Raw genomic sequence first — 17336 nt, forward strand, 5'->3', positions numbered from 1 at the left:
CCGTATTTTATAAGGCGGAATACCTTGTAGATACATTGTGACAGCTTCAATTTGTACTTCTTTTGAAAACATAGTAAAACCCCGTAAGTTTTGGAAATTACTCCAACTTACGGGGTTCAGTTCATCTGCGACAACATCTGTTGGCTGGATTACCAATGGGCTTTCAACAATCAATCATTGCCATTGGAGCTGTTACACTAGCAACAGCTGTGAATACTTTGGGAACAGATGCAGTTGCTGCGAATACAGCCGCTTCAAAAGTTGACCAAATCAGTACGCAACTAATGATGGCGGTTGGTGTTGCCATGGCCACTTATACAGCGCAAAATTTCGGTGCTGGTAAATATGGTCGTATTTTAGAAGGTGTGAAGAGTTCCCTTAAGATGTCAATTAGTATGAGTTTTGTACTAGGAGCAATTGAGGTTATCTTTGGCCGTGTGTTGGTCAGTTTATTTGTTGGAGCTGGTGAACATCGAGTAATGGACTTAGCGCAAGAGTATTTCTGGGCAAATGGGCCATTTTATTTTATCTTAAGTACCTTGTTCGTGTTACGTTATACATTACAAGGACTTGGCGATGTGCGAACACCAACGTATGCAGGTATGGGTGAAATGGTGATGCGTACAGTCACAGCCTTTGCCTTGGTTGGCTGGTTAGGTTACTTTGGAGCTAGTTTAGCTAATCCGTTGGCTTGGTTAGGCTCGTTATTATTCTTGATCCCGGCGTGGTTACGGATGGTCAAGCGATTGCGTAAACTACACAGTCCAGAAGAAACAGGCACTTTAGAATAATGAAAAATAGGTTGGAACAAAATTATTGTTCCAACCTATTTTTTTACTACAAATGTATTAATTATCAACCTGTAAATTTTATAGCGTAAACGCGTTCCAAAAGTCTGAAGCCTCAATGTAACAACGATTGCGCAATTTCGCCTCTTTGCTACATTACGAGCCAAAATAACGCAACCATCGTTACACACCGGCTTCAAAACGACTTTTGTCTCGCTCTTTTTTTACTATTCTTGTGTTTCATCTGCAACTAGTGGGGTAGCGGACGAGTTACGAACAATCATATCTGGTTCATAAATCACATCATGACCAGGTTGCCCATCAATGAGATCAAGTAGAATTTGTGCAGCATCACGTCCCATTTTACGTTTGGGATGACGATTAGTTGTTAAACTAGGGGTCATGTACGTTGAGAGACTATAATCATCAAACCCAACAATGGCAACGTCTTCTGGAATTCGGAATCCAAGTGATTTTACTAAATCACTGGCCTGAATAGCTAGTGAGTCATTATATAATGCCAAGGCAGTTGGGCGATGGGGTGATTCTAAGTAGGTTTCAATCTTGTTTAAGATGAGGGTGTTATTTTCTTCATCGTCAGATTGATACATGATGATATTACTGTCTAAGGCGTAATCCGGTTGTGTTTGGAAGGCCTTGTAAAAGCCCTGCATACGGTGAGCCCCTTGGATATCATCGACCTTGAAGACGCCTAGAATTCTTTTATGCCCCTGGGCAATTAGATGACGGACTAATTGCGCTTCTGAGTCAACATCATTAACGCCAAGGTAATTGAAGTCCAAGCTTTCATATTTTGAGTTAATAAATACTGTTGGTATATTTAGTTGCTTAATTTGATCGTACAAATCTTTATTGGGATTAGGCAGTGCCGACATTGTGGGTTCAATGATCAAGCCGCTAATGCCAGTTTCAATGATTCGTAATAGGCTACGTCGTTCACGATCGAATGTATTGTGTGTATTACTGATAAATAAAGCATAACCAGCGTCCGAAATAATTTGGTCAATACCACTAATGATTTCGGGGAAAATGTAGTCAGCTAGATGGGTTGTAATGACACCAATGACTTTATTTTCAGTTTTAGCAGCAGGGATTTTCTTCCAATCATTAACATACATACCATCCCCTTGGATACGGTATAAGTAATTTTCTTGTTCCAATCCTGCTGTTGCCCGCCTGACTGTGTAACGACTCACATTATATTGTTCGGTTAAGTTTGCTTCAGTGGGTAGTTTTTCACCAATCGCAAATTTTCCAGAAATAATGTCATTGCGGAGCCCTTTCTTCACGATGTCATATTTCGTATCCATATTTCGATAGCTCCATTTCCAAAACATATAATACATTTATTATACAAAAAATTCACATAGTTAAAAAGCTATTTATTAATTGTTAGTAATGGCAAGATAGTTGTTTTGAATTATTTTTAGTGATGAGGTTGACGTTAACGTTAACGACCAATAGGTATTTCGATATCGTGATTTGTTGAGCAAAATGGTAAAAATTTTGTTGCTCGAAATAGCGGTATCATCGTGTTTGTTGATGATGTACGGAATTGTACATACAAATTTTTGTTCTAACACTTGATTTGTCCGCACAAATGATTTACTATAATACTTGTAAACGGTTACAAAAACTTTGATTCTCATTTGAGGGGAATAGATTAATGAATAAAGAACAAATTCAAGAACAAATTACTACAGGGCAAGCGGCCCTTGGTGTTGAGTTTGGTTCTACTCGTATTAAGGCAGTGCTAGTTGCAACTGATTCATCAGTTATTGCAGTTGGTAGCCATAATTGGGAGAACAAACTTGAAAATGGTATCTGGACATATTCTTTGGAAGATGTCTGGTCAGGTCTACAAAGTGCGTATAAGAATTTAACAGATGTTGTTGCTGACGAATACGATGTTAAAGTAACCAAGCTTTCATCATTTGGAATTGCGGCTATGATGCACGGTTACTTGGTCTTTGATAAGAACGATAAGTCATTGGTACCATTCCGTACATGGCGTAACGCCATTACTGGTGAGTCTGCAGCATCATTAACAAAATTATTTGATTTCAATATTCCACAGCGTTGGAGTATTGCTCACTTGTATCAAGCAATCTTGAACCAAGAAACACACGTTAAGGAAATCAATTACTTAACAACTTTGGCTGGTTATGTTCACTGGCGTTTGACTGGTGAAAAGGTTATCGGTATTGGGGATGCTTCGGGAGTCTTCCCAATTGATGAAGAGACTCATGACTATAACCAAGTAATGATGGACAAGTTCAATGCATTTAAGTCAGTGCAACAATATTTGTGGCAGTTACGGGATATCTTGCCAACAATCAAGTTAGCTGGTGAGGAAGCTGGTCGTTTGACTGAAGAAGGTGCCAAGTTACTTGATCCATCTGGTGCTTTGGAGAGTGGTGCGGTTGCCGCAGCTCCTGAAGGGGATGCTGGTACCGGAATGGTATCAACAAACTCAGTTAAGAAGCGTACAGCCAACGTCTCTGCTGGTACTTCAGCCTTTGCCATGGTTGTCTTAGAAAAAGAGTTATCACAAGTTAATGAGAACATGGATATGGTAACAACACCTGATGGTTCACCAGTTGCCATGGTCCACATTAATAATAGTACATCTGAGATTAATTCATGGGCGCGTGTCTTCACTGAATTTGCCGCTGCAATTGGGGCAACTGTTACCGGTGGTGAAATCTTCAGTGCATTGTTCAACAGTGTTTTGAAGTCAGATCCAGATGCTGGTGGCTTGCTAAGCTATGGTTATCATTCTGGTGAGAATATTACTGGTATGGATGAAGGTCGTCCGCTATTTGTTCGTACACCAAATGCTAAGTTCACATTAGCTAACTTGATGCGTATGCATTTGTACAGTGCCTTTGGTGCAATGAAGATTGGTTTGGATGTTTTGGCAGAAGAAAAAGTTGCCATGGATTCAGTTGTTGCCCAAGGTGGTATCTTTACAACACCAGTTGTTGCCCAAAAGATTTTAGCTGGGGTTATGGATGCACCCGTAACCTTAATGAAGAACGCTGGTGAAGGTGGTCCTTGGGGAATGGCAGTTTTGTCACAATTCGTTGTGAGCCACAAGGATGGTCAATCACTTGCTGATTACCTAGAAGATGAAGTATTCCAGTCTCAAGAAAGTACCACAATCGATCCAGACCCAGAAGATGTTGCTGGATTTGGTAAGTTTATGGAAGAATATAAAGCTGGTCTATCAATTGAACAAACCGCAATTGACCAAATGCCAGTTGAGGAGACATCTAAGGAGGATTAATTAATAATGTTAGAAGACGTTAAGCAACGTGTTTATGACGCTAACATGGCCTTGCCAAAGCATGGCTTGATTAAATTTACCTGGGGAAACGTTTCTGAAATCGATCGTGAAAGTGGCTTGTTTGTCATTAAACCTTCTGGGGTTCCATATGATGAATTAAAGCCAGAAGATATGGTTGTTGTTGATCTTGATGGTAAGATCGTTGAGGGTGACCTTAACCCATCAAGTGATACAGAAACGCACCGTGTTTTGTACAAGGAATTCCCAGAAATTGGTGGAATCGTGCATACGCATTCACCATGGGCAGTGTCATTTGCTCAAGCTGGGATTGACCTACCAGCTGCAGGTACGACACATGCAGATACATTCTACGGTGATGTGCCTGTAGCTCGCCAGATGACCGACGAGGAAATCAATGGTGAGTACGAGCTTGAAACAGGTAATGTGATTATTGAAACGTTCAAGAAGCGTGGTATTGATCCAATGGCTGTGCCAGCTGTATTGGCACAAGATCATGGACCATTCACATGGGGAGAATCTGCTGATAAAGCAGTGTATAACGCGGTTGTGTTGGAAGAGTCAGCTAAGATGGCTTACCACACGATTATGTTAAATCCACACAACATCCATGTTTCACAAACGTTGTTGGATAAGCATTATTTGCGTAAGCATGGTGCTAATGCATATTATGGTCAAAAGTCTAAGGACTAGTCGTTGTTGTTATATTATATATTTCAGGGGGAAATAGAACATGTTTAACACAAAGAATTACAAGTTTTGGTTTATCACAGGATCACAATTCCTTTATGGTCCAGAGGTATTAGACAAGGTTGAAGCTGACGCAAAGGATATCGTTGACAAGTTGAACGAATCAGGAAACTTGCCATACCCAGTAGAATTTAAGTTGGTTGCAACAACTTCAGAAAATATTGCTGGTGTTATGAAGGAAGCTAACTATGATGATTCTGTTGCCGGAGTCATTACTTGGATGCACACATTCTCTCCAGCAAAGAATTGGATCCGTGGTACACAATTACTACAAAAGCCTTTGCTACACTTTGCAACACAATACTTAGAAGAATTGCCATATGATGACATTGACTTTGACTACATGAATGCTAACCAATCAGCTCACGGTGATCGTGAGTACGCATTCATCAATGCTCGTTTGCAATTAAACAACAAGATTGTTTATGGTCACTGGGCTGATAAGGATGTTCAAGACAAGATTGGTAAGTGGATGGACGTTGCTGTTGCATACAACGAATCATTCAAGATCAAGGTTGCCGCATTTGCTGACAAGATGCGTAATGTTGCCGTTACTGATGGTGACAAGATCGAAGCACAAATCAAGTTTGGTTGGCGTGTAGATTACTGGGCAATGGGTGACTTGGTTGAAGCAGTTAACGCTGTTAGTGATGAAGACATCGATGCTAAGTATGAAGAACTACAAAAAGAATATGACTTTGTTGTTGGTGACAACACACCGGAGAAGTTTGAACACAGTGTAAAGTATCAAATCCGTGAGTACTTCGGTTTGAAGCACTTCATGGACGAGCATGGTTACACAGCCTTTACTGATAACTTCGAGGATTTGTATGGTCTAGAACAATTACCAGGTTTGGCATCACAAATGTTGATGGCTGAAGGATATGGATTCGCTGGTGAAGGTGACTGGAAGACAGCCGCTTTGGATCGTTTGATGAAGATTATTTCACACAACAAGCACACAGTCTTCATGGAAGATTACACACTTGATTTGCGTAAGGGTCACGAAGCTATCCTTGGATCACACATGCTTGAAGTTGATCCAACAATTGCCTCAGACAAGCCACGTGTTGAAGTTCACCCATTGGACATTGGTGACAAGGCTGATCCTGCACGTTTGGTATTCACTGGTATGGAAGGTGACGCTGTTGACGCAACCCTTGCAGACTACGGTGATGAGTTCAAGTTGATGTCATATGATGTTACTGGAAACAAGCCTGAAGCTGAGATGCCACACCTACCAGTTGCTAAGCAATTGTGGACACCAAAGCAAGGTTTGCGTGACGGATCAGTTGGTTGGTTGACTCTTGGTGGTGGACACCATACGGTTCTATCATTTGATGTTGATGCAGAACAATTGTCAGATTTGTCAAAGATGTTCGGCTTGACATACGTTGATATCAAAGACTAATTATTCAATTAATTTAAATTTCTAACCTAATAATAAAATCAAAAAATAAAACCTAAAATCTCATATAAAAGTTAACAATATAAAATAAAATCTCTCATGTGAATTGTCAGTAATAATATGGTCTAAGACATATTATTACTGGCTTTTTACGTTATCTGTTATGATATAGTATTGAGGAAACTGAGATAAGCAAATGATAGAATTCAATCAAAAGGGGCAAAATTCATAATATGGATATTACAACACAGCTTCAATTAGCAGATGGTTATCAAATGCCACAACAAGGTTTGGGATTATATAAGGTAACGGACCAAGATAACTTGACTGAAGTTATTAAAACAGCATGGAAAGCGGGATACCGTTTATTTGATACGGCCCAAATGTATAAAAATGAGGCCGAAGTCGGTCGAAGTTTGCGTGCATTGGGGATGCCTCGTGAGGATTATTTCGTGACGACTAAGGTGGCTGAAGAAAATCAAGGATATGATAAAACTTTGGCATCCGTTGAACAGTCTTTGAAGGATTTACAGATGGATTATGTTGATTTATTGATGGTTCATTGGCCGCTACATGAACAATTCTTTGATACATGGCGTGCCTTTGAACGCTTGCAGGCTGAAGGTATCGTCAAATCTTTGGGAACGTCAAACTTTGGGATGGTTCATTTACAATATTTGGCGACGCAGGCTAATGAGATGCCGGTAGTGAACCAGATTGAAAATCATCCCCACCTTGTTCAACCTGAATTGCGTAATTTCTTACGAGAAAATAATATTGTGACTCAAGCTTGGGCACCTTTAGGACGAGGATCAGTCTTAGCAGAACCAACGATTGTTTCGATTGCTGAGAAATATGGCAAATCACCAGCACAGGTTGTTCTAAGATGGCATTTGGCGCATGGCACTAGTATTATTCCAAAGTCGGTTCACCCACAAAGAGTGATCGAAAATGCTGATATCTATAATTTTTCATTGACGGTGGAAGAACTTGATGCCATTGATGCCTTGAATACTTATACACGAATTAGCCAAGAACCTGAGCAAGTCTATGAACGTGGACGTCAGTATCCACATCATTAATCAATATTTGAAATTATGAAGAGATTGGGACAGTTTCTGTTGTACCAATCTCTTTTTTGTTTACACCTTGGTTTCAGAGCGTTTTTTCTCACTCTTTCATAAACGTGTTCACCAAAACTGAAGCCTCAATGTAACGAGATGCCACTATTCCTGATCTACGCTTCGCTGCGATCAAAAACAGTGCCACCGTCGTTACACACCGGCTTCAAAGCGTTTTGGTTCACACTCTCTAAAATTGTTACATCTTCCCTCATTCGTTTCGTTAGTATAGATGTCAGCACTTAGCTGATAAGCGAATGGCCATTCGAAAAAACGAAAGAATTGAGGATGAAAGTTATGGTAGAAAAGAAGCGATTACCCAACAATATGTTGAAGGTCAAGATTATTGGTAAGACAGGTGAAGATGTTGTTACAAGCCGTCAATTTTACGTGAAGCAGGGGACGACCATTACTGAACTAAACCAGTTAGCTCAGTTAATGTTACAACTAGGGGCTGAAATTGCCATTGATAAGATAACGACAGTGGACACAAAAGCACATTTATTTAATCCAAATACCATTACTAATTAAGGGAGAATTGAATATGAACCAAGTACTAGAACTATCGTTTTTGGCACCAGGACAACAGGCTACGGATACGACCAAAAAATTATCAGTGATTAAGATTAAGCATCCGGCAATGACATTAGACCGTGAGTCGGTTTATCAAGCGATGGTTAAATTAGCATCATTTCGATTTTTATTAAATACTAAAGGGGAACCGATGACTTTGGGCGAGCCATATATGGCTACGTTAGTTGCGAGCAATAAAAAAATCATTTTTGATAATTCTCAAAAAATGATGTAAAAATTAGAATTTATACAATTAACGCCGAATATACGCATAATTATATGCATATATTCGGCGTTTTTGTATAAATAAAATTTTTTTAAACGTATTATTAGTTTTTTATTGCATAAATTATCATTAACTGTTAATATTTATTCATCAATGAGGACGGGGAGTGAATTTATGGCAATTCTAGAAATAAAAGATTTACATAAAGCATATGGTGAAAATACAGTTTTAAAATCGATTAACGCTGAAGTTGACGAGGGGGACGTTATTGCAATTCTTGGACCTTCTGGAACAGGTAAATCAACGTTGTTACGTGAATTAAATATGTTAGAACACCCCACATCAGGGGGCGGTTATTTTTGACGATCAGGATGTCACTAAAGCTAATGAATCAGGGTTGGATAAGATTCGTCAAGATTTGGGGATGGTTTTCCAAAGTTTTAATTTATTTCCGAATATGACCGTTTTAAATAATGTGAAAATTGCTTTAACAAAGGTTAAGGGGGTTGCTGATGATGAAGCGACAGCGACAGCCAAAAAGTTTTTAGATAAGGTTGGCGTGGCAGATAAAGCTGATGTGTATCCGGCATCTCTTTCTGGTGGTCAACAACAACGTGTGGCGATTGCTCGTGCTTTGGCCATGAATCCAAAGATTATGTTATTTGATGAACCAACGTCAGCATTAGATCCAGAGATGGTTGGGGAAGTTTTGAAGACCATGCGTGAGCTGGCCCAAGAAGGCATGACCATGTTAGTTGTGACTCACGAAATGGGATTTGCTCGTGAAGTGGCTTCAAAAATTTGGTTTATGAGTGATGGTGAAATGACAGCGTATACCGATCCAGCAGGCTTTTTTGAAAATCCTAATTCAGAACGTGCGCAGAATTTCTTAGCAAAGATGTTGTAAAAGAGGGAATGGATTTATGAAAAAGTGGATGAAAAAAGTAGCCATCCTATTAATGGCGATTGGTATGTTTATCAGCACTGGTGCTGGTGTGTTTAGTGTAAAAAATGTTAGTGCTGCTGAAACTGACCCAACATTATCACGGGTTAAAAAGTCTGGTAAATTAGTGGTTGGAACGGCTGCCGAATACGCACCTTATGAATTTCATGCAACGGTCAATGGTAAGGACAAAATTCTTGGCTTTGATATGGACGTTGCTAGAACGCTTGCTAAGCATTTAGGCGTTAAATTAGAAGTGCAAGATATGAGTTTTGACTCTTTGCTAGGTGCAGTTAAGACAGGAAAGATTGATATGGCGATTGCGGGTATGACTTATACGCCAGAACGTGCCAAAGAAGTTAATTTTTCAACGCCTTACTATAATGATAAAAATGTTGTTCTAACATTGAAGGAGAATAAAAATAAGTGGGCAACACTTGACCAAATTCGTGGGGCAAAATTAGGAGCGCAAGTGGCTTCAAGCCAATCTAAATTAGCTAGTACCCTAACAGATAAAAAGACTGTTCAAGTTAAAAAGATTACGGATCTGGTCATGCAGCTAAGTCAAAAGAAGGTTGATGCGGTTGTACTTGCCCAAACAAGTGCTAAAAGTTATTTGACACAGAGTGACCAATTCGCCATTACAAAAGCTAAGTTACCAATTACAACAGGAAATGCGGTTTCTACGGTGATGAACAAGAATTCACCAGTATTTAAGGAAAGAGTTGACCAAATCCTGAAAGATCACGTTATTGGAGCGCCATTACAGAAATGGCAAGATAAGGCGTTCAAGCAAGCTGTTCAAAAAGATTCATTTATTAAAAAGTATATGCCTTACTTTATTAAAGGTACTGAATATTCAGTTGGTTTGGCAGTTATTGGGGTCTTCTTTGGTATTATTTTAGGGGTCTTGTTTGCACTGATGAAGATGTCGACAATTAAACCATTGAAGTGGTTAGCAGTTGCTTATATTGAAGCTATTCGTGGTGTACCGCTATTGATTCAAGTATTTTTGGTCTACTTTGGTACACAAGTTATCGGGCTCGATGTTTCGAGTTTCTTAGCAGGTGCCATTGCCATGTTCTTGAACTCGGCAGCTTATGTGGCAGAAATTATTCGTTCGGGTATTCAGGCGGTGCCAGCTGGACAGACTGAGGCGGCGCGTTCACTTGGTTTCACTAAAAATCAAACGATGCGTTATATGATTTTGCCACAGGCAATCAAAAATATTTTGCCAGCCTTAGGAAATGAATTTGTGACCGTTATTAAGGAAGGCTCAGTTGTTTCAGTTATTGGAGTTGGTGAGTTGACTTTCCAAACATCAGTTGTCCAAGGGGCATCCTTTAAGCCGTTCTTGCCATTGATTGTTACAGCGGTTATTTACTTCATTTTGACATTTGGAATTACGCGTTTATTGAACTTCTTTGAGAAGAAGTTGCATAAATCTGATAAATCATTTGGATAAAAAACATTTGATGGTGAAAAATTAAATATCGACAAAAAGGCTGAAGATGCACGATTTATCGTGTATATATTCAGCCTTTTTGAATAAAAAGAGGAATTTTAAGGGATTTAATCATAAATTATTGCATATACTTTCAATTGCTGGTAGTATTTACTGGTCAGTAATGAATGGGAGTAGAAATATGGCAATTTTAGAAATTAAAAACTTACATAAAGAGTACGGTAAAAACACGGTTCTAAAGTCAATCAATGCCACAGTTGAAGAGGGCGACGTTATTGCGATTTTAGGACCTTCAGGTACAGGTAAATCAACGCTATTACGCGAATTGAATATGTTGGAATATCCAACTTCAGGCGCGGTAATTTTTGAGGATCAAGACATTACCAAAGCTAGTGAAGCTGGTTTGGACAAGATTCGTCAAGATTTAGGCATGGTTTTCCAAAGTTTTAATTTGTTCCCAAATATGACCGTTTTAGACAATGTAAAAATTGCGCTAACTAAGGTCAAAGGAATTGCTGATGATGAAGCAACGGCAACTGCCAAGCAGTTCTTGGAAAAAGTTGGGGTGGTCGATAAGGTTGATGTGTATCCAGCATCTCTATCTGGTGGTCAACAACAACGTGTGGCCATCGCCCGTGCTTTAGCAATGAACCCCAAAATTATGTTATTTGATGAACCAACGTCAGCTCTGGATCCAGAGATGGTTGGGGAAGTCTTGAAAACAATGCGTGAGCTTGCGCAAGAGGGTATGACGATGTTAGTCGTGACTCACGAAATGGGATTCGCCCGCGAAGTGGCCTCAAAAATTTGGTTTATGAGTGACGGTGACATGACGGCCTATGATAATCCAGTTAGCTTTTTTGAAAATCCTAATTCCGAACGTGCGCAGAATTTCTTAGCAAAGATGTTGTAAGAGAGGGAATTAAATCATGAACAAATGGATAAAAAAGCTCATTATGTTGGTAATGGCATTTGGACTAGTGATGAGCAGTGGTATGGGTATGCTTAATATGCATACAGTAAATGCTGAAGAAACTGATCCAACATTAGAGCGTATTAAGAAATCTGGTAAGTTAGTCGTTGGAACTTCAGCCGATTATGCGCCTTATGAATTTCATACAACCGAGCACGGTAAAGACAAGATTGTTGGTTTTGATATTGAAGCTGCCCGTGAGATTGGTAAACAATTAGGTGTGAAAACTGAAATCCAAGAAATGAGTTTTGATGCCTTATTGGGTGCTGTAAAGACGGGAAAAGTTGATGTTGTTGTGGCTGGTATGACGGAAACGCCAGAACGTGCCGAAGAAGTTAACTTTTCAAAGCCTTACTTTGTTGATAAAAATGTTGTGCTAACTTTAAAGCAGAATAAAGAAAAGTGGTCAACGTTAAAGCAAATTCGCCAAGCCAAATTGGCAGCGCAAGTCTCATCTAAGCAAGATGATATTGCACATGATATAACTGACAAAAAGGTGGTTTCATTAAAGAAGATCACTGATGAAGTGACGCAATTGAACCAGGAAAAGGTTGATGGTGTCGTGGTTGCAAGTACAACAGCGAAAAGTTATCTAGAACAAAGTGATCAATTTGCGGTTTCGCCAGCCAAATTACCAGGTATCTCTAATGGTTCGTCAGTGGTGATGAATAAGAATGCTACGGTATTGCAGTCAAAAGTTAATAAGATATTGGATGACCATATTATTGGTGAACCCTTGCAAAAGATGCAAGATGATGCCATTGAATTGATGAATAAAAAAGAATCTTTCGTTTCTAAGTATTCACCTTATTTCGTTAAAGGAACGCTTTATACGATTGGCTTAGCAGTCATCGGTGTTTTCTTTGGAATTATTTTAGGTATCTTATTTGCCTTAATGAAACTATCTTCAATCAAAGTATTTAAGTGGTTGGCTTCGGCCTACATTGAAGCTGTCCGTGGTGTGCCTTTGTTGATTCAAGTATTCATTGTTTACTTTGGAACACAAGCCATTGGATTGCATATTTCAAGTTTCTTAGCTGGTGCAATTGCCATGTTCTTGAATTCGGCAGCCTATGTGGCAGAGATCATTCGTTCAGGTATTCAGGCAGTGCCGGACGGACAAACTGAGGCGGCACGTTCACTTGGCTTTACCAAGAGTCAAACGATGCGTTATATGATTTTGCCACAGGCAATCAAGAATATTTTGCCAGCTTTGGGTAATGAATTTGTTACGGTCATCAAGGAAGGTTCGGTTGTTTCAGTTATTGGAGTTGGTGAGTTGACTTTCCAAACATCAGTGGTTCAAGGAGCATCCTTCAAGCCGTTCATTCCATTGATTATTACAGCGGTTATCTATTTCATTCTGACATTTGGAATTAGTCGCTTGTTAAACTTATTTGAAAAGAAATTACGTAAATCTGATAAAACGTTAGGTTAATGGACCTGAGTGTCATATAGCAAAACAGGGTGGACTTCACTGTCCACCCTGTTTTTTGTAGGGTTTAGAACTTTTATAAAAAGTAGGAATAGCGTATATTAAAAAGCATAGAGGATGAAGGAGAAGGAAGATGTCAAAGAAAGCACGTATTAAAAAAATTCTTGTCGAACAAATCTTGGATAAGGCGGATATTCCCTATGAAACGATTGTCTTTTCAGGAGGAATGAATCGTAACCAGGCAGAACTGGATGCCTATGGGTTAACAGACCATGACATTTATAAGACGTTAGCTTTGGACGGTAATGTGACCGGACCAGTGATTGGTATTGTGCCCGTTGATAATCATTTAAATGAAAAGAAATTAGCCGCGGTGTCTGGCAATAAAAAGGTTAATATGATTCCGACTAAGAATTTGCAAAAGACAACGGGTTATGTTCATGGTGCGAATAATCCAGTCGGTATTTGGCAGACAAAGAAGTTTCCAATTTATTTTGACAATAGTGCCAAGGAGGCAGGAACAATTACTGTTTCGGCAGGTGAAGTGGGTCGCTCAATTCGTATTGATGCGGAGATCTTGGCTGAGTTTGTTCATGCGCAATTTGCTGATATTCGGTCGGTTGAATAATCATGTCAGGCGTAATTATTGGGCATACAGTGCTTTATATTTTTATCGTTTTTCTAATTGGCCCATTAGTTGTTAGTTACGGTGTTTCGGCAATCACAAGTAAGACGAATCAGCATTTAATTAATCGGTTTGGGACTCGTGCCCCCTTACTGTTTGGATGGTTGGGAGTCATTGTTCATGAATTATCGCATGCTGGCATGGCTATTTTGTTTGGACATAAAATCAATCGCTTAGTGCTTTTAACCAATCCCTTTCATTCGGATTGGGAGCAACGACTAGGCTATGTTGCACATTCATGGCAGCCTAAAAATGTTTACCAACAGTTTGGTAATTTTTTTATTGGATTAGCACCAGTTATTGGGATTACGTTATTGACTGGATTAACGACGCAGTTATTATGGCCAGAACTGTTTACTGTGCAAACCATTGGATGGCAAGTTTTTAATGGTGTACCTTGGTGGCAGTTAGTTATTTGGCTATACATTGTGGTTAATTTGAACTTGGCTATGAACCTGAGTCGTTCGGATTGGTCAAATGTTTGGCAGGGATTAGCTTATTATAGTGTGGTACTGTTGTTGATAAGTTTAATCGTTGGTGTCTTTATTTCGGATCCCTGGCTGATTTTTGAAACGGTTGGTTACTGGCTAAGCATTGTTTGGGTAATTGATATTGGTATTGGTGTTTTAATGCTACTAATTGCACATATTTTAGATTGATAATTTGAATGGGGGGACAAAAATGAATCCACGAGAAGATGAACAGTTAGCGGTCATGACAGATTTTACGAAAGAACTATTATCTGCAGATCAGACGGGACATGATATGACACATATTCAGCGCGTCCTCAATATGACAAGGCATATTTTAACGACGGAACCAACCGCTAATGCGTTTGTTGCGCAAGCGGCAGCGCTGTTACATGATACTTATGATGATAAATTATTTGATGACGTTGATGAAGCGAAAGCCCTGGTGGCCAATAAGCTGACAACGATTGGTGTCTCTGAAGAAAAACAATTAGAAATTTTTAAAATTATTGATAATATGTCATGGAGTAAGCAACGATTTGGCAATCCAGAACCCTTATCATTAGCTGGCCAAATTGTTCAGGATGCAGACCGTTTGGATGCAATTGGGGCCATCGCCATTGCGCGGGTGATTCAATATGGGGTTGCTCATGGCCATGAATTATATAATCCAGATATTAAACCTAGACAGGCAAAAACAAAAGCTGAATATCGTCAGGCGGATGGCGAGACCATTATGAATCATTTTTATGAAAAACTATTTTTACTAAAAGATTATTTAAACACAAATGAGGGCAAACGAATTGGCGAAAAAAGAGATCAGCTAATGCATGATTTTGTGAGTCAGTTTGAATTAGAATGGCAACAAAAGGATTATTGATCTAATAAGAAGGGAGTGAGTGTGTGAATTCAATATCAAAAAAGGAACGTGGCGTCCTGTTAATATTGATGGTGGGAGTTTTTCTAGGATTTTTGAATCAAACGTTGATGAATACAGCGTTGCCACAAGTCATGGCGGATTTTAAAATTTCGACCTCCCTTGGTCAGTGGATGACAAACGGGTATATGTTGGTGAATGGTATTATGGTACCATTAACAGCATTTTTGATTCAGCGGTTAAAAACGCGAACATTATACTTAAACGCATTATTGATTTTTGCAATTGGGACTTTAATTGCTGGTTTTGCGCCAACTTACTTTGTTTTAATTTTGGGACGAATGGTGCAAGCTGCTGGAGCAGGAATTTTTGGTCCTTTGATGAATGTTGTCGTCATGAACATATTTGCGGCTAATCGACGTGGTGAAGCGATGGGGATCATCGGGTTAGCGTTGAATTTTGCACCGACGATTGGTCCGACGTTATCTGGATTTATTGTTTCAAGCCATTCATGGCGCTGGTTGTTTTGGGGCATTGCGCCATTCATCTTTTTAGATTTAATCTTAGCTTTTTTCCTATTAAAGAATATCGGTACCCAAAAGTTCTTACGTTTTAATTTCTTAGGCGTGTTGCTTTCGAGTATCGGGTTAGGAAGTTTGTTGTATGGTTTCTCGAATGTGGGTGATGGTCAATGGTCAAGCCCAAATGTTTGGGGCTTTTTGCTGGTGGGTATCCTAGTCACTATGCTATTTGTTTACCAACAAACCCATGCGAAAAATCCTTTGCTAAACTTTAACGTTTTCAAGTATCACAATTTTACAATTGCGACAATTATTAACGTCGTGTTGATGTGTGCTTTATATGGTGGTGCTTTGATGCTCCCCTTATATATGCAAACGGTACGTGGTGAATCAGCACTTATTTCTGGATTAGTCTTACTACCAGGTGCGTTGATTACGGCAATTCTATCGCCAACTTCAGGTAAATGGTATGACCAGTTTGGGGCCCGCCGATTAGCCCCAATTGGATTAGGGATTGTGGTCGTTGGAACGATTATTTTAGCGAACTTGCGATTAGACTCACCGTTATGGTTACCGGCTCTTGGTCAGTTGATTCGTCAATTAGGGTTGGTCATGGTAACGATGCCAATTCAAACAGAGGCTTTTAATTCGTTACCAATCGCGATGGTGCCTGATGGCTCGGCGGTTTATACAACTATTCGTCAGGTTGCGGCATCGTTTGGAACGGCTGCTTTAATTACAGCATATGGATTAACGTCTGCTGGTGTCAAGGCAGGACAGACTCAAGTCATGGCTGATTTAAGCGGAATTCATGTCGCTTTTTGGATAGCGACCGGTTTGGTTGTTACTGCGCTACTGTTAACGAGATTATTACGAGATCGTCAATACATTGATGAAGATCGTCATGTTCATCAAGAAAATGACTAAATAAAAAGTGGTCCGACCTATTTTGGTTGGACCACTTTTGTGTTATGATAATAGCCTGAAGTGAACAGGAGGTTCAAAATGGCTAGAGAAGTACTGTACATGAAAGTACTTAATGATTTAAACCGGCGTATTAATGCGCAAGAATTCCCAAATTTAAAATTGCCAGATGAGCGGTCTTTGGCTATCTCATATGATGTTTCGCGAAGTTCTATTAAAAGAGCCCTCAATGTTTTGGTGCAACAAGGGATTATTTTTAAAAAACGTGGTTCAGGAACATTTGTTAATCCACTGTATTTAAAAAATCAAGGGATGTTTAATGCTGTGGGACAAAATTTAGGTGTCTCTGATTCATTCCGCTTTAAGGGCGAAACACCAGCAATCAAATTATTAGTTTTTGAAAAAGAAATTGCGAGTGATGAGGATCGTGAGGCTTTGTTTTTAGAACCCGACGATGAAGTCTATCAAATCAAACGTCTACGTACATTGCAAGATAAAGCGTTTATGATTGAGAATGCGGTCATTCCGGTGAAATTGTTGCCAATGTTAACGGCTGAAGATATGACGCATTCCATGTTTCAGTATGCTGAACAGACAACCAACAAAGCAGTTACCAAGTCATTCATGACGGTTACAGCTGAACCATCTAGTGACGAAGATCAACAATATTTGAATTTAGCACCGACAGAACCAGTTGGCGTCATGTCTGGTGTGTACTTTTTAGATGATGGGACACCTTTTGAAGTGGGGCAAATGCGCGTTCATTATAGCTATATGCGCTATAACAGTTTCGTTAGTTTAGACGGTGAATAATCGAATCTTTAATGTCTCAAATTGGGACGGTCCAAT

At 39.5% G+C, this 17336-nt stretch carries 16 protein-coding genes and 1 pseudogene; 16 read left to right on the forward strand and 1 reads right to left on the reverse strand.

Annotated elements, in window-relative coordinates; translation table 11 throughout:
- Positions 1-155 precede the first annotated feature (155 nt).
- A complete protein-coding gene (locus NGR58_RS05550; protein ID WP_258088620.1) occupies positions 156-791 on the forward strand; it encodes an MATE family efflux transporter in 636 nt (211 codons plus the stop codon).
- Positions 792-1015: 224 nt separating this feature from the next.
- Here the strand turns inward: NGR58_RS05550 and NGR58_RS05555 are convergent, their stop codons facing one another.
- Positions 1016-2119 (reverse strand): GntR family transcriptional regulator, encoded by a 1104-nt coding sequence (locus tag NGR58_RS05555; RefSeq protein ID WP_258088621.1) that lies wholly within the window; start codon positions 2117-2119, stop codon positions 1016-1018.
- Between the two features lie 356 nt (positions 2120-2475).
- On the opposite strand from NGR58_RS05555, the gene NGR58_RS05560 reads away from it, so the two are divergent.
- From NGR58_RS05560 to NGR58_RS05630, 15 genes and pseudogenes are all read left to right on the forward strand, one after another.
- Positions 2476-4098: a xylulokinase gene (locus NGR58_RS05560; RefSeq protein WP_258088622.1), complete on the forward strand. Its 1623-nt coding sequence runs from the start codon at positions 2476-2478 to the stop codon at positions 4096-4098.
- Positions 4099-4104: 6 nt separating this feature from the next.
- Positions 4105-4809 (forward strand): L-ribulose-5-phosphate 4-epimerase, encoded by a 705-nt coding sequence (locus NGR58_RS05565; RefSeq protein WP_258088623.1) that lies wholly within the window; start codon positions 4105-4107, stop codon positions 4807-4809.
- Between the two features lie 40 nt (positions 4810-4849).
- Positions 4850-6277, forward strand: a complete 1428-nt coding sequence (araA, locus tag NGR58_RS05570; RefSeq protein WP_258088624.1) for an L-arabinose isomerase — start codon at positions 4850-4852, stop codon at positions 6275-6277.
- Between the two features lie 230 nt (positions 6278-6507).
- The gene (locus NGR58_RS05575; RefSeq protein ID WP_258088625.1) at positions 6508-7356 is read left to right on the forward strand and encodes an aldo/keto reductase; all 849 of its coding nucleotides are present in this window, start codon (positions 6508-6510) and stop codon (positions 7354-7356) included.
- Between the two features lie 336 nt (positions 7357-7692).
- Positions 7693-7926, forward strand: coding sequence for a hypothetical protein (locus NGR58_RS05580; RefSeq protein ID WP_258088626.1), 234 nt, complete (start codon positions 7693-7695; stop codon positions 7924-7926).
- Between the two features lie 13 nt (positions 7927-7939).
- Positions 7940-8203, forward strand: a complete 264-nt coding sequence (locus NGR58_RS05585) for a hypothetical protein (protein ID WP_258088627.1) — start codon at positions 7940-7942, stop codon at positions 8201-8203.
- Between the two features lie 165 nt (positions 8204-8368).
- Positions 8369-9101, forward strand: a pseudogene (locus NGR58_RS05590) (amino acid ABC transporter ATP-binding protein).
- 16 nt (positions 9102-9117) lie between these two features.
- Complete coding sequence (locus NGR58_RS05595) at positions 9118-10602, forward strand: ABC transporter substrate-binding protein/permease (protein ID WP_258088628.1); 1485 nt, start codon at positions 9118-9120, stop codon at positions 10600-10602.
- Positions 10603-10783: 181 nt separating this feature from the next.
- Positions 10784-11515, forward strand: a complete 732-nt coding sequence (locus NGR58_RS05600) for an amino acid ABC transporter ATP-binding protein (RefSeq protein ID WP_282556352.1) — start codon at positions 10784-10786, stop codon at positions 11513-11515.
- Between the two features lie 16 nt (positions 11516-11531).
- The gene (locus NGR58_RS05605) at positions 11532-13013 is read left to right on the forward strand and encodes an ABC transporter substrate-binding protein/permease (RefSeq protein ID WP_258088629.1); all 1482 of its coding nucleotides are present in this window, start codon (positions 11532-11534) and stop codon (positions 13011-13013) included.
- 130 nt (positions 13014-13143) lie between these two features.
- The gene (locus tag NGR58_RS05610) at positions 13144-13638 is read left to right on the forward strand and encodes an aminoacyl-tRNA deacylase (RefSeq protein ID WP_258088630.1); all 495 of its coding nucleotides are present in this window, start codon (positions 13144-13146) and stop codon (positions 13636-13638) included.
- Between the two features lie 2 nt (positions 13639-13640).
- Positions 13641-14354, forward strand: a complete 714-nt coding sequence (locus NGR58_RS05615) for a hypothetical protein (protein WP_258088631.1) — start codon at positions 13641-13643, stop codon at positions 14352-14354.
- Between the two features lie 22 nt (positions 14355-14376).
- A complete protein-coding gene (locus tag NGR58_RS05620; protein ID WP_258088632.1) occupies positions 14377-15045 on the forward strand; it encodes an HD domain-containing protein in 669 nt (222 codons plus the stop codon).
- Positions 15046-15113: 68 nt separating this feature from the next.
- Positions 15114-16490, forward strand: coding sequence for a DHA2 family efflux MFS transporter permease subunit (locus NGR58_RS05625; RefSeq protein ID WP_282556353.1), 1377 nt, complete (start codon positions 15114-15116; stop codon positions 16488-16490).
- Between the two features lie 78 nt (positions 16491-16568).
- Positions 16569-17300, forward strand: a complete 732-nt coding sequence (locus NGR58_RS05630; RefSeq protein WP_258088634.1) for a GntR family transcriptional regulator — start codon at positions 16569-16571, stop codon at positions 17298-17300.
- Positions 17301-17336: the final 36 nt, after the last annotated feature.

It is taken from the genome of Weissella fangxianensis (assembly GCF_024718545.1).
Lineage (GTDB): Bacteria > Bacillota > Bacilli > Lactobacillales > Lactobacillaceae > Weissella > Weissella fangxianensis.

Excerpts from the sequence above, each read along its gene's own strand:
- NGR58_RS05550 (WP_258088620.1), top strand. The coding sequence starts at position 156 with ATGGGCTTTCAACAATCAATCATTGCCATTGGAGCTGTTACACTAGCA.
- NGR58_RS05555 (WP_258088621.1), bottom strand. The coding sequence starts at position 2,119 with ATGGATACGAAATATGACATCGTGAAGAAAGGGCTCCGCAATGACATT.
- NGR58_RS05560 (WP_258088622.1), top strand. The coding sequence starts at position 2,476 with ATGAATAAAGAACAAATTCAAGAACAAATTACTACAGGGCAAGCGGCC.
- NGR58_RS05565 (WP_258088623.1), top strand. The coding sequence starts at position 4,105 with ATGTTAGAAGACGTTAAGCAACGTGTTTATGACGCTAACATGGCCTTG.
- araA (WP_258088624.1), top strand. The coding sequence starts at position 4,850 with ATGTTTAACACAAAGAATTACAAGTTTTGGTTTATCACAGGATCACAA.
- NGR58_RS05575 (WP_258088625.1), top strand. The coding sequence starts at position 6,508 with ATGGATATTACAACACAGCTTCAATTAGCAGATGGTTATCAAATGCCA.
- NGR58_RS05580 (WP_258088626.1), top strand. The coding sequence starts at position 7,693 with ATGGTAGAAAAGAAGCGATTACCCAACAATATGTTGAAGGTCAAGATT.
- NGR58_RS05585 (WP_258088627.1), top strand. The coding sequence starts at position 7,940 with ATGAACCAAGTACTAGAACTATCGTTTTTGGCACCAGGACAACAGGCT.
- NGR58_RS05595 (WP_258088628.1), top strand. The coding sequence starts at position 9,118 with ATGAAAAAGTGGATGAAAAAAGTAGCCATCCTATTAATGGCGATTGGT.
- NGR58_RS05600 (WP_282556352.1), top strand. The coding sequence starts at position 10,784 with ATGGCAATTTTAGAAATTAAAAACTTACATAAAGAGTACGGTAAAAAC.
- NGR58_RS05605 (WP_258088629.1), top strand. The coding sequence starts at position 11,532 with ATGAACAAATGGATAAAAAAGCTCATTATGTTGGTAATGGCATTTGGA.
- NGR58_RS05610 (WP_258088630.1), top strand. The coding sequence starts at position 13,144 with ATGTCAAAGAAAGCACGTATTAAAAAAATTCTTGTCGAACAAATCTTG.
- NGR58_RS05615 (WP_258088631.1), top strand. The coding sequence starts at position 13,641 with ATGTCAGGCGTAATTATTGGGCATACAGTGCTTTATATTTTTATCGTT.
- NGR58_RS05620 (WP_258088632.1), top strand. The coding sequence starts at position 14,377 with ATGAATCCACGAGAAGATGAACAGTTAGCGGTCATGACAGATTTTACG.
- NGR58_RS05625 (WP_282556353.1), top strand. The coding sequence starts at position 15,114 with ATGGTGGGAGTTTTTCTAGGATTTTTGAATCAAACGTTGATGAATACA.
- NGR58_RS05630 (WP_258088634.1), top strand. The coding sequence starts at position 16,569 with ATGGCTAGAGAAGTACTGTACATGAAAGTACTTAATGATTTAAACCGG.